9 protein-coding genes are annotated in these 12367 nt (G+C 74.3%); 5 read left to right on the forward strand and 4 right to left on the reverse strand.

From position 1 onward, the window contains the following. Positions 1-148: 148 nt before the first annotated feature. The 3 genes from ACIP67_RS39910 to ACIP67_RS39920 form a co-directional block, all read right to left on the reverse strand. Complete coding sequence (locus ACIP67_RS39910; RefSeq protein WP_401698800.1) at positions 149-1177, reverse strand: methyltransferase; 1029 nt, start codon at positions 1175-1177, stop codon at positions 149-151. Between the two features lie 63 nt (positions 1178-1240). Then, positions 1241-2536, reverse strand: a complete 1296-nt coding sequence (locus tag ACIP67_RS39915; RefSeq protein WP_401698803.1) for a right-handed parallel beta-helix repeat-containing protein — start codon at positions 2534-2536, stop codon at positions 1241-1243. A 98-nt stretch (positions 2537-2634) separates the two neighbouring features. After that, positions 2635-4575, reverse strand: coding sequence for an ABC transporter ATP-binding protein (locus ACIP67_RS39920; RefSeq protein WP_401698872.1), 1941 nt, complete (start codon positions 4573-4575; stop codon positions 2635-2637). Between the two features lie 123 nt (positions 4576-4698). On the opposite strand from ACIP67_RS39920, the gene ACIP67_RS39925 reads away from it, so the two are divergent. From ACIP67_RS39925 to ACIP67_RS39945, 5 genes are all read left to right on the forward strand, one after another. Beyond that, on the forward strand, positions 4699-5688 hold the full coding sequence (locus ACIP67_RS39925) for a YbhN family protein (RefSeq protein ID WP_401698805.1): 990 nt from the start codon (positions 4699-4701) through the stop codon (positions 5686-5688). A gap of 294 nt (positions 5689-5982) precedes the next feature. Further along, entirely contained in the window at positions 5983-6987 is a 1005-nt protein-coding gene (locus tag ACIP67_RS39930; protein WP_401698807.1) for a hypothetical protein, read from the forward strand. Between the two features lie 55 nt (positions 6988-7042). Then, a complete protein-coding gene (locus ACIP67_RS39935) occupies positions 7043-8575 on the forward strand; it encodes an amino acid permease (RefSeq protein ID WP_401698810.1) in 1533 nt (510 codons plus the stop codon). 210 nt (positions 8576-8785) lie between these two features. Further along, positions 8786-9898, forward strand: coding sequence for a mechanosensitive ion channel family protein (locus ACIP67_RS39940; RefSeq protein ID WP_401698812.1), 1113 nt, complete (start codon positions 8786-8788; stop codon positions 9896-9898). A gap of 201 nt (positions 9899-10099) precedes the next feature. Then, positions 10100-10525: a DUF4186 domain-containing protein gene (locus tag ACIP67_RS39945; RefSeq protein WP_401698815.1), complete on the forward strand. Its 426-nt coding sequence runs from the start codon at positions 10100-10102 to the stop codon at positions 10523-10525. A gap of 105 nt (positions 10526-10630) precedes the next feature. On the opposite strand, the gene ACIP67_RS39950 is transcribed toward ACIP67_RS39945, so the two are convergent. Next, complete coding sequence (locus tag ACIP67_RS39950; RefSeq protein WP_401698818.1) at positions 10631-12190, reverse strand: M1 family metallopeptidase; 1560 nt, start codon at positions 12188-12190, stop codon at positions 10631-10633. Positions 12191-12367: the final 177 nt, after the last annotated feature.

Raw genomic sequence — 12367 nt, forward strand, 5'->3', positions numbered from 1 at the left:
CGGCCGGCCTCGGTGCGCCCTCGCCCCCCCGGGCGGGGCGGGCCCCCCCCGCGGCCCTGGGCCCCCGGCTCCGCCCCGGGGGCCCGGGCGCCGGGGGGCGGCGCCCCCCCCGCGACCGGTGGTTTGCCCCGAGGGTCTCCCGGGGTGCTCAGCGGGGGACGGTGCAGTCGAACGCGTGCAGGTAGGGGTTGACCGGCCGGACGTCGCCGACGACCAGCCCGGCGTCGGCCAGCCGTGCGGTCATGGACGCGGTGGTGTGCTTGGCCCCGCCGACGTTGAGGAGCAGCAGCAGGTCCATGGCGGTGCTGAACCGCATCGAGGGCGTGTCGTCGACGAGGTTCTCGATGACCACGACCCGGGTGCCGGGCCCGCCCGCCCCGATGACGTTGCGCAGGGTGCGGGCCGTGCTGTCGTCGTCCCACTCCAGGATGTTCTTGATGACGTAGACGTCCGCCCGGACCGGGACGGCGGCGCGGCAGTCGCCGGGCACGATGGTCATCCGGTCCGCGAGCGCGCCGCCCGGGCGCAGCCGCGGGTCGGCGTTCTCGACCACGCGCGGAAGGTCGAGCAGGGTGCCGCGCAGGGACGGGTACTTCTCCAGCAGGCTCGCCACCACGTGCCCCTGGCCGCCGCCGATGTCGGCGACCGACGCGCAGCCCGACAGGTCGAGGAAGCGCGCGACGTCCTCGGCGGACTGCCGGCTGGAGGTCGTCATGGCCCGGTTGAAGACCTCGGCCGACTCGGGAGCGTCCTCGTTGAGGTAGGTGAAGAACTCCCTGCCGTACAGGTCCTCGACGACGTTGCGGCCGGTGCGGACCGCCTCGTCGAGCTTCGGCCACGCGTCCCACGTCCACGGCTCGGTGCACCACAGGGTGATGTAGCGCAGGCTGTGCGGGTCGTCCTCGCGCAGCAGCCGGGACATCTCGGTGTGGGCGAACCGGCCGTCCGGCTGCTCGGCGAAGACGCCGTAGCAGGACAGGGCCCGCAACAGGCGCCGCAGCGGGCGGGGTTCGGTCTTCACCGCCGCGGCGAGGTCGTCCACGGCCACGGGGCCGTCCCCGAGGGCGTCGGCGACGCCCAGCCGGGCGGCGGCGCGCAGGGCGGCGGCACACGCCGCCCCGAACGCCAGCTCCCTCAGTCGCATGGACGGTGGTGGGGCAGTCTCAGCGGTCGTCATGTGCCGCCTTCCTTCCTTCTCGGTTCCACCTTCTCGGTCGCGCGGCCGGCCCGGTCCGGCCGGTCAGCACAGTCCCGCGGGCCGGGAGGCCCGGCAGGAGTTGCGTTCGAAGGTGTTGTCCTTGCCGCCGGTGTCGGTGTCGACGAGGTCCGCCGGGGAGTTGCCGCTCAGCACGTTGTCGCTGATCCGGTTCCGCTCGCTGGGGGTGCCGACGAAGCTCTTGAAGATGACGATGCCGCCGGACAGCGGGGAGGCGCCGGCGTTGTCCCGGACGGTGTTGCGGGTCACCACGGTGTCGTCGACGCCGGTCAGGACGATCCCGGAGCCCTGGAGGGCGTCCAGCCGGGCCGTCTTCGGACACGACTTGTTGTTCCGCTCGACGCGGTTGCCGCTGACGGTCACGACGCCGGCCTTCGGCTTGTTCTCGTCGCCGACGACGAAGACCCCCGCGCAGTTGCCGGTGATGCGGTTGTGCTCGACGGTGACGTTGCGCAGGCGGCGGACCGTGACGCCGATCCGGTTGCCCTCCAGCCGGTTGCGGTCGACGACGGTTCCCCCGGTGTTCGCGGCGCCTTCCTCGGACGTGACGGTGTTGGCGAGGAACAGGCCCGCGTCGCCGTTCTCCCGGGCGGTGTTGGCGCGGAAGACGCTGCGGCGGGAGTGCTCCTCGGCGATGCCCCAGACGCCGTTCTTCGCCGCGAGCACGTTCCGCACGGTCAGTCGGTCGGTCCACGCGGCCGACACGCCGGTCCTGGCGAAGCCGGTCACCGTCAGGGAGGTGATGGTGACGCCCTCCAGACGGCGGTCCTTCGTCCCCTCCACGCAGATGCCGTTGCCGGCCTCGGCGCAGCCGGCCGCGGCCTTCCCGGTGCCCTTGCCGGCGTCCTTCCCAGCGGCCTTTCCGGCATCCTTCCCGGCCGCCTTCTTCGGGTCGGCCGGACGGGTCGCGGTCTGGCGCGTGGCGGCCTGCTGGTCGGCCGTCTGGGGGGTACCGGCCGGCTGGGTGGTGCCGGCTGCCGGCTGGGTGGTGCCGGCTGCCGTCTGGGGGGTGCCGGCCGTCTGAGTGGTGCCGGCGGCCGGCTGGGTGGTGCTCGCCGGCCGGGTGGCCGGTTCGAGCACCACGCCGCGCCCCACGCCGCGCAGCGTGAGTCCCGGTGTGGTCACCCTGACGGACTCGCGGTAGGTGCCAGGGGTCACGAGCACGGTGTCGCCCGGTGCGGCGGCGTCCACCGCCTTCTGGATCGACTGCCCCGGGTGGACCACGAGGGTCGCGTGGCCGGACACGGGCGGAGCGGCGCCGAGGCCCGCTCCGACGACCGCCGCGGTGCACGCCAGGTACGCGATATGGCATTTAGTCATATTCCGCACCATATGACCGTATGGTCTGCGGGTGGGCGGGATCGACCATCCGACGGCGTGTCACACGCGGGCCCGCCGGGCCCTCCCGGCGACCGCCCTCACACCGCCGCTCCGGCGACCGCCTCCACCCCCTCCCCGGAGACCCCGGAGACCGTCCCGGCCACCGCCTCCTCGGCCGCCGCCTCCGGTCGCTCGAACTGCGTCCGGTACAGCTCCGCGTACCGCCCGCCCGCCGCCAGCAGTTCCTGGTGCGTGCCGCGTTCGACGATCCGGCCTGACTCGACGACCAGGATCAGATCGGCGGACCGCACGGTCGACAGGCGGTGGGCGATGACCACGGCGGTGCGCCCGGCCAGGGCCTCGGCGAGCGCCTCCTGGACGGCCGCCTCGGAGGTGTTGTCGAGGTGGGCGGTCGCCTCGTCGAGGATGACCACGCGCTGGCGGGCCAGCAGCAGCCGGGCGATGGTCATGCGCTGGCGCTCGCCGCCGGAGAGGCGGTAGCCGCGCTCGCCGACGACCGTGTCGAGGCCGTCGGGCAGGGAGCGGACCAGGTCGTCGAGACGGGCGCGGCGCAACGCGTCCCACAGTTCGTCCTCGGCTGCTTCGGGCCGGGCGAGGAGGAGGTTGTCGCGGACGGTGTCGTGGAAGAGGTGGCCGTCCTGGGTGACCATGCCCAGCGTCTCGCGCAGGGACCGCGCGCTCAGGTCGCGTACGTCGACCCCGCCGACGCGGACGGCACCGGCGTCGACGTCGTACAGGCGCGGCAGGAGCTGGGCGATGGTCGACTTGCCGGCGCCGGAGGAGCCGACGAGGGCGACGGTGTGGCCGGGTTCGGCGCGGAAGGACACGCCGTGCAGGACCTCGGCGCCCCCGCGGGTGTCGAGGGCGGCGACCTCCTCCAGGGAGGCGAGGGAGACCTTGTCGGCGGACGGGTAGCCGAAGCGGACGTCCTCGAAGACGACGGAGACCGGCCCCTCGGGCACCTCGCGGGCGTCCGGCTTCTCCTCGATGAGCGGCTTCAGGTCGAGCACCTCGAAGACGCGCTCGAAGCTGACCAGGGCGCTCATCACCTCCACGCGCGCCCCGGCGAGGGCGGTGAGGGGGGCGTACAGGCGGGTCAGCAGGAGGGCGAGGGCCACGACGGCGCCGGCGTCCAGGGCGCCGTCCAGGGCGAGCCGGCCGCCGAGGCCGTAGACGAGGGCGAGGGCCAGGGCGGAGACGAGGGTGAGGGCGGTGATGAACAGCGACTGGGCCGTCGCCGTGCGCACGCCGATGTCCCTCACGAGCGCGGCGCGCGCCGCGAACTGCGCCGACTCCTGCTCGGGGCGGCCGAAGAGCTTGACCAGGGTGGCGCCGGGCGCGGAGAAGCGCTCGGTCATCCGGGTGCCCATCGCCGCGTTGAGCTCGGCCGCCTCCCGCTGCATGTCGGCCATCCGCCGGCCCATCCGCCGGGCGGGGATCACGAACACCGGCAGCAGGGCCAGGGCGAGCAGGGTGATCTGCCAGGACAGGGTGAGCATCACGGCGAGGGCGAGCAGCAGGGTGACCAGGTTGCCGACCACCTGGGACAGGGTGTTGCTGAAGGCGCGCTGGGCGCCGATCACGTCGTTGTTGAGCCGGGAGACGAGCGCTCCCGTGCGCGTGCGGGTGAAGAACGCGACCGGCATCCGCTGCACATGGTCGAAGACGGCCGTGCGCAGATCGAGGATGAGCCCCTCCCCCAGCGTCGCCGAGAGTTTCCTGCCGAGGACGGCGAGCACCGCCTCCAGCACCGCGAGGAGCGCGATGAGCAGGGCCAGCCGGACGACGGTGCCGGCGTCACCGTGCGACACGATCGCGTCGACGATGCGCCCCGCGAGGACGGGGGTGGCGACGGCGAGCAGCGCGGTCACCGTCCCGAGCAGCACGAACAGGGCGATGCGGCGGCGGTGCGGGCGGGCGAAGGCGCCGATGCGGCGCAGCGTCGCGCGGTCGAAGGGGCGGCGTTCGTGGCGGGCGTTCATGACGCCGTACAGCTGCGTCCAGGCAGTGGTCTCCATGCTCATGCTGACGAACCTAGAACCTCAAGCATCGTTGAGGTCAACCTGGCGATGTCTCCTCCCCGGCCACCGTCCACACCACGGTCACCGCGCGTTGACGTGGTGCGGAGAACCTCTCCAGGTGTGACCGCGACACCGCTCTCCCCGGCGCCCGCCCCCCGGAGCCGTCTCCCGCGGCGGCCGACCGCGCGCGGACTGCGCCGGACCCTGTGTCTGCTGCCCCTCGTCCTGGTCGGGGTCGTCGCGGTGCGGCACCGGTCCGTGCTCGCCGAGGGCGTCGCCCAGCTGCGCACGGCCGAGTGGCCCTGGCTGCTGGCCGCGGCCGGGGCGACCTGTCTGACCTGGGTGGCGGCGGCCGTCACCCGGCAGGGCGCGGTCGTCCAGCGGCTGCCCGCGCTGCGGCTGCTGGCCACGCAGTTCGCGGCGGGCGCCGCCAACCATCTGCTGCCGACCGGGCTCGGCGCGAGCGCGGTCAACCTGCGGTTCATGGCCGTGTGCGGGGTGCCGCTGGCCCGTTCCTCGGCGGCCCTGGCGCTGTACCTGCTGGCGGAGGGCGTCGCCCGGGTGGGTCTGCTGGCCGCGCTGCTGCTCGCCTTCCCCGGCGCGCTCCGGCTCGGCCCCCTGCTCCCGGAGGGGGCGCTCGGCCCGCTCCTGGCGGTGCTCGGCGCGGCCGCGCCGGTGGCGGCGGGCGCGCTCGTCCTCGTACGGCGGCTGCGGTCGGCCGTGTGGGCGTTCCTGCGCACGGCGCTGGGCGAGGCGCGTTCGGTGCACGCCCGTCCGGCGCGGGCCCTGGCGCTGTGGGGCGGTTCCCTCGCGTTCCCGGCGCTCCAGGCGGCCGGACTGGCGGCGGTGGGGCGGGCCCTGGGGCTGCCGGTGCCCGCGACGCACATGGCGGTGGCGTACCTGGCGGCCACGGTGGCGGTGGCGCTCGTCCCCACGCCCGGCGGGATCGGCTCGGTCGAGGCGGCGCTGGTCGTGGCGCTGGTGGCGGTGGGCGGCCCCGTCGCGGTCGCCACGGCCGTGGTCCTCGCCTTCCGCATCGTCACCGTCTGGCTGCCGCTGCTGCCGGGGGCGCTGACCCTCGGGGCGCTGGTACGGCTGAAGGTGATCTGACCGGCGGCCGTCGCGGCCGTCTCGGCCGTCCCGGCTGACGACGGGCGCCGTATCGCCGTACCCCGTACCGCCGCGCGGCCCCTCCCCCCTCCCCAGAACTGATTATCTGTCAACTTTTGTCAGGTAAAGGGTCGTTGGTGAGATCTCAAACGGAGTGTGAGGCGCCACGGCCGCCTCTATAGTGACCGCCGACCGACGCGATCTCCCCTTTCCGCTCCGGCCTCCGCCCCGAGGAGGGCTGTTGTTACTCCACCCTGCCGTCCTGTCCGTTCCCCGGCCCGGGACGAGCGGCTGATGGCCAGAGACGGAGCACGCCCCGCCTACGATCCGGCCGGGCACGACGACGAGCTGCGCGCCGCCCTCCAGGAAGTACGCACGGGGCGCTGGCTGTCGATGCGCACCCTGCTGACGCGCACCACGGCGTGGGAGCCGTGGACCCGGCGCACCCAGGTGCTGGGGGCGGCGGCGGCCGGGACCGACGTGGTCCGGGCCTGGCTCGCCGAGGAGCCGGACAGCGTGCCGGCCGCGGTCATGCGGGCCCGGGTCGCCGTCGAACGGGCGCTGCGGGCGCACCGCGAGCGCCACCGCCGCACCCACGAGCTGTGGATCGAGGCCTGGGACGTGAGCCAGTCGGCCGCCCGGGCCACCCCGCCGGACCCGGTGCCGTGGGTGTGCCTGCTGGCACTGGCCCAGCTGGACCGCGAGCAGCTGTGGGAGGAACACCGGGCGAAGCCCCCGGAGCCGACCTGGCCGGCGGGCCCGTGGGGCCTGCTGGCCGAAGCCGTCGGGCGCGACCCGCACAACCGCGAGGCCCACCACCGCATGCTGCAGTTCCTGTACGCGCGGGCGGCGTCCGGACGGCTGGCGGAGGCCTCCGGTTTCGCGCACCTGACCGCCGAGCAGGCCCCGCCGGGCTCCGCCCTGCACCTGTTGCCGCTGTACGTCCGCGTGGAGCGCTACCGGCGCGGTGACGGGCGGGGCGCCGCCCTCGACCTGCACTGGGTGGGCGAGGACGCCACTCGCGAGGCACTGCGCGCGGACGCCTCGTGGTTCGGGCAGGCGGACGCCGCGGAGCGTTCCCCGCTCGACCTCAACCACCTGGCCCACGCCCTGTGGGGGGCGCTGCGCTTCACCGACGCCGCCCGGGTGTTCGACGCGATCGGCCCGTACTGCACCCCCCTGCCCTGGGCCCACCGCGTCACGGTCCCGGGCGACCCGGGGCAGGCGGTGCAGGTGTTCCTCCAGGCCCGCGCGCGCAGCCGCACGGCGGCGCGCGGCCGGGGCCCCGCCGCCGGCTGAGCCGTACGGCTCCCGGGCCGTCCCCTTTCCCCTATCCGACCTCGGAGGTCCCCGTATGTCCCGCACCCCGGAGCCACCGGCTCCGACCGCCGTCCCGCGCCCCGACGAGGAGCAGCGGCTGCGCGAGCTCGGCTACCGGCCGGTGCTGGCCCGCCGTATGGGCGGCTTCGGCAACTTCGCGATCAGCTTCTCCGTCATCTCCATCCTGTCCGGCTGCATGACCCTGTACGGCTTCGGCATGGGCGCGGGCGGCCCCGCCGTGATGCTGTGGGGCTGGGCCGGCGTCGGCCTGTTCGTGCTGTGCGTGGGGCTGGCGCTGGCGGAGGTGACCAGCGCGTACCCGACGTCGGGCGCCCTGTACTACATGGCCGACCGGCTCGGCGGGCGCCGCTGGGGCTGGTACACGGGCTGGCTGAACCTGCTCGGCCTGCTCGGCGCGATCGCGGGCATCGACTACGGCGCCGCCCTGTTCGCGGGGGCCTTCGCCAACCTCCAGTGGGGCTTCGAGCCGACGCCGGGGAAGACGATGCTGATCTTCGTGGCGATCCTGCTGCTGCACGCCGTGCTGAACCTGTTCGGGGTCCGGCTGGTCAGCGTCCTGAACTCGATATCGGTGTGGTGGCACCTGGCGGGCGTGGGGCTCATCGTCGGCGCGCTGGCGATCGTGCCCGACCACCACCGGTCGCCGTCCTTCGTCTTCGGCGAGTTCGTCGACGGCACCGGCTGGGACAACCCGGTGTACGTGGCGGCGATCGGTCTGCTGCTCGCCCAGTACACGTTCTCCGGCTACGACGCCTCCGCGCATCTGTCGGAGGAGACCGCCAACGCGTCGGTGTCGGCGGCGCGCGGCATCGTCCGGTCGATCTGGGTGTCCTGGATCGCGGGCTTCGTCCTCCTCGCGGGCCTCACCTTCGCCATCCAGGACTACGCCGCCACCCGGGACACCGCCACCGGCGTACCGCCCGCCCAGATCCTGCTCGACGGCCTCGGTGCCGACGGCGCGAGCGCGCTGCTGCTGGTCGTGATCGTCGCCCAGCTGTTCTGCGGCAACGCCGAGGTCGCCGCGGCCAGCCGCATGGTGTTCGCGTTCAGCCGGGACCGCGCCCTGCCGGGCTCCCACCTGTGGCGCAGGGTCAGCGCCCGCACCCAGACCCCGGTCGCCGCCGTGTGGCTGTCGGTCGCGGTCGCCTGCGTCCTCGCGCTGCCGTCGCTGTACTCGGCGACGGCGTACGGCGCGGTCACCGCCATCAACGTCATCGGCATCACGCCGGCGTACGCCATTCCGGTGCTGCTGCGGCTGCGCGCGGGGGACCGTTTCCGGCCGGGTCCGTGGCACCTGGGCCGGTGGAGCAGGCCGATCGGCTGGACGGCCGTGGTGTGGGTGGCGTGTGTGACGGTGCTGTTCTGCCTGCCGCAGTCCTCTCCGGTGACCGTGGACACGATGAACTACGCCTCCGTCGCCCTCGCCGCCGTGCTGGTCCTGGCCACGGTGTGGTGGTTCGTGGCCCGCCGTTCGTACGGAACGCCCGCCACGGCCGCGTACGGCTCGGACCGGGAGCAGGCCGAACTGGCCGAAGGCATCGTCTGAGCGCACCGGCCGCCTGCGAACTGCCGTGCCGGATACGGCAGGATGTGCGGTCGCGCCCGTTCCCGGACGGGCGCGACCGCGACATTGCAGAAAAGCGAGCAAGCGAGCAGGTGACGACGTGACGACACTTCACATCCGGCCGTCCACGGCCCGGACGGACGCCCCGGCGGGTGGCCCCTCCGCCGCGGAGCGACTTCCCGGAGGCGGCCGGTGAACCGCGCGCTGACGCTCGACGACTGCGTCCTCGCCGGCATCGCCCTGGCGGCGGGCCTGCTGGTGGCGTTCCTCTCCCGCACGCTGCTGCGCTGGCTGGCGGGGCACGCCAAGCGCACCCGCTGGAGCGGCGACGACGTGATCGTGGACGCGCTGCGCACGGTGGTGCCGTGGGCGGCGATCGCGGGCGGCGGGGCCGCCGCCGCGGCGGTGCTGCCGCTGATCCGGGCGGTGCAGCACACCGTCAACCAGTGCCTCACCGTGCTGCTCATCTTCGTCGTGACGGTGTCGGCGGCCCGGGTCGTCGCCGGACTGGTGCAGTCGGTCACCTCCTCCCGCTCCGGCGTCGCCGGATCCGCGACGATCTTCGTCAACATCACCCGGGTGCTGGTCCTGGCCATCGGCTTCCTGGTGGTGCTCCAGACCCTCGGCATCTCCATAGCGCCGATGCTCACCGCCCTCGGCGTCGGCGGTCTGGCGGTCGCGCTCGCCCTCCAGGACACCCTCGCCAACCTCTTCGCGGGCATCCACATCCTGGCCTCCAAGACGGTCCAGCCCGGCGACTACATCAAGCTGAGCAGCGGCGAGGAGGGCTACGTCGAGGACATCAACTGGCGCCAGACGACCGTCCGCAACCTCTCCAACAACCTGGTCGTCATCCCCAACGGGGAGCTCGCCAAGACGAACATGACCAACTTCATGCGTCCCGAGCAGCAGCTGACGATCCTGGTGCAGGTGGGCGTCGCCTACGACAGCGACCTGGAGCACGTGGAGCGGGTGACGAAGGAGGTCGTCACCGAGGTGATGACGGAGATCACCGGCGCGGTCCCGGACCACGAGCCCGCGGTGCGCTTCCACACCTTCGGCGACTCCCGGATCGGCTTCACCGTCATCCTCGGCGTCGGCGAGTTCAGCGACCAGTACCGGATCAAGCACGAGTTCATCAAGCGCCTGCACCGGCGCTACCGCGCGGAGGGCATCCGCATCCCGGCACCCGCGCGCACCGTGTCGCTCCAGCAGGGTGCGGTGGTCATCCCGCAGCAGCGCACGGGCGGCACGGGCGACGGCATCGCGCCGGACGCCGGGCTGGGCGGCGGCCGGCCGCTCTGAGGAGCGGGGACACCACCGGCCTGGTGGTGGTCGGCCGCTCTCGTAGGCGGGGGACACCGGCCTGGGGTGGTCAGCCGTGGTCGGCGGGGACACCGGCCTGGCGGTAGTCGGCCGTGGTCGGCGGGGACACCGGCCCGGGGAGCAGGCGGCCGCTCCGAGGAGCGGGGACGCCGGTCGTGCCGCCGTATCCTCGACAGCGGTATGGCCTCTTCCCCGCGGCACCCGTCCCCCGACCCGTCCGGCCACGCGCTCGACCGGCGGCTGGACGACATCGCCCGCCATCCGTTCCGGGCGCGGTTCCGGCTGCGCGGGCGGGACCGGGCCACCGCCGAACAGCACGGGCCCGCCACGCTGCGGTGGCACGCCTACGACCTGATCGCCCGGCGGCTGGCCCCGGCCGAGCCCCGCAAGGACGGCCGGCAGACCCCGTACCGCGGTCATCCCGTGTTCGTCGCGCAGCACGCCACCGCGACCTGCTGCCGGCGCTGTCTCGAGCGGTGGCACGGCATCCCCGCGGGGCGGGAGCTGAGCCGTGCCGAGCACACGTACGTCGTACGGGTGATCTGCCGGTGGATCGAGCGGGAGCTGGCGGGCGGAGAGTCCTCCGCCCGCCCCGGCCCGCCCTGAGCCCGGCCGACCGACTGCCCCGGCGGACCGGGCGCGCCGGGGCACACCGGGCGTGCCGGGCACACCAAGCACATCGGGCGCGTGGCTCGCCCCGGACCCGCCGCGTCACAGGGTCGCCGAGTTGTCGTGGTAGTGCCCGCCGCCGCGGCGGTGCGGGGTGAGGGCTGGGGTCGCCGGGGTGACCGTCCAGTCCGGGTGGCCGGGCATCCGCGGGGTCGTGGTGCCGTACAGCCAGTCCCGCAGGAAACCGGTCACGTCCCGGCCCGCTACCCGGGAGGCGACGGCGATGTAGTCGTCGGTCGACGCCGAGGAGTCCCGGTACCGCGCCAGGAAGGCCCGCTCGACCGCGCGGAACGCCTCCTCGCCGACCCGCTGCCGCAGGGCGTACAGGACGAGGACGCCGCCGAGGTAGCGCTGGCCGTCGAAGAGGTTCGCCGCGTTCGGCGCGGCCACCGGGCCGGAGTCGCGCCGCCACTGGTCGCCGCGCGCGTAGGTGTCCTTCATCCGCGCCTCCAGCCCGGTCAGCCCCAGCGAGTCGGGCCAGCCGCGCCCGTAGCGGTACAGCAGCCCGTAGAAGTCGGCGTGGCCCTCGTTCAGCCACAGGTCGGCCCAGGTCGCGGGAGTGACGCTGTTGCCGAAGTAGGAGTGGACCAGCTCGTGCATCAGATGCGCGCCGATCCGCTGCTCCGGCTGGAGGAGGAAGCCCGGCTTGTAGACGGTCAGGGTCTGGGTCTCCAGGCCGGTGAAGTCGAAGGCGCCGGGGTCGTCGGAGTTGCACGGCAGCAGGCCGTACGTCTCGAAGGGGTACGCGCCGAGCCGCTCCTCGATCCACTCCACCAGGCCCGGGGTGAGGGCCAGCGCCGGTTCGAGCGCCTCGGCCCGCGCCACCGGCACGACGTCCCGCAGCGGCAGCCCGTGCGGTCCCCGCCGCTCCTTGACGACGTACTCCCCGACCGTGATCTGCACCAGCTCCGTGGCCATCGGGGACCGGGAGCGGTACGTGTACGCCGTACGGCCGCCCGGCAGGCCCTCCGTGCGGACGAGGACACCGCTCGCCACGCCCCGCAGACCGGCGGGCACGGTGAGCCGGAAGGAGAAGTGCGCCTTGTCGCCGGGGTGGTCGTTGCAGGGGAAGACGGTGTGGGCGGAGCGCGGCTGGCAGGCCACCGCGAAGCCGTCCGGCGTGGCGACCCAGCCGGTGTGCGGAAGCGCGCGGCGCGGGTCCGCCGTGTACTCCACCCGCACGGCGAGCCGGGCGCCGGCGGGCAGCGTCCGCGCGGGCGTGACGCGCAGCTTCTCGTCCGCCTGCTCGTGCGCCGCCGGGCGGCCGGCGACCCGGACGGAGCGGATGTCCAGGCCGAGGGCGTCCAGGGAGAACCGGGTCAGGGCCCGGGTGGTGCGCAGCGCCAGTGTCGCGGAGCCCTCGACCAGGCCGGTCGTGGCGTCGTGACGGAGGTCGAGGTGGTAGGCGAGGACGCGGTAGCCGCCGTTGCCGAGGGCCGGGAAGACGGGGTCGCCGAGGCTCTCCGGGCCCTCGACACCGCCCGCGGGCCCCTCTCCGGCGCTGCCCGCCGTCGCCGCAGACGCCGTGCCTTGCCCGGTCAGGGCCGCGGCGGTGCCGATCAGGGCGGCCGCGGGGGCCGTCACTCTGGTGCGATATCTCATGGTCCGCTTTCGCTCGGGCGGCCGGGGCGCCGGGCGGGCCGTCGTCGGTGGATGCCCTGGAGGCGGTGCCGATCCGCCTCCTCGTCCACAGGATCGGCCCCCGAGGCCGCCCCGGCAGCCGGAGGACCGCGGGGCGGATGTGAGCCAACCCCTGTCGAGACGGGCCCGGTCACGAGA

The sequence above is a fragment of the Streptomyces sp. NPDC088812 genome (assembly GCF_044750285.1).
GTDB lineage: Bacteria > Actinomycetota > Actinomycetes > Streptomycetales > Streptomycetaceae > Streptomyces.

What these genes read in the sequence shown, in the direction of transcription:
- ACIP67_RS39910 (WP_401698800.1), bottom strand. Translation starts at nt 1,177, where the DNA reads ATGACGACCGCTGAGACTGCCCCACCACCGTCCATGCGACTGAGGGAG.
- ACIP67_RS39915 (WP_401698803.1), bottom strand. Translation starts at nt 2,536, where the DNA reads ATGACTAAATGCCATATCGCGTACCTGGCGTGCACCGCGGCGGTCGTC.
- ACIP67_RS39920 (WP_401698872.1), bottom strand. Translation starts at nt 4,575, where the DNA reads ATGGAGACCACTGCCTGGACGCAGCTGTACGGCGTCATGAACGCCCGC.
- ACIP67_RS39930 (WP_401698807.1), top strand. Translation starts at nt 5,983, where the DNA reads ATGGCCAGAGACGGAGCACGCCCCGCCTACGATCCGGCCGGGCACGAC.
- ACIP67_RS39935 (WP_401698810.1), top strand. Translation starts at nt 7,043, where the DNA reads ATGTCCCGCACCCCGGAGCCACCGGCTCCGACCGCCGTCCCGCGCCCC.
- ACIP67_RS39945 (WP_401698815.1), top strand. Translation starts at nt 10,100, where the DNA reads ATGGCCTCTTCCCCGCGGCACCCGTCCCCCGACCCGTCCGGCCACGCG.
- ACIP67_RS39950 (WP_401698818.1), bottom strand. Translation starts at nt 12,190, where the DNA reads ATGAGATATCGCACCAGAGTGACGGCCCCCGCGGCCGCCCTGATCGGC.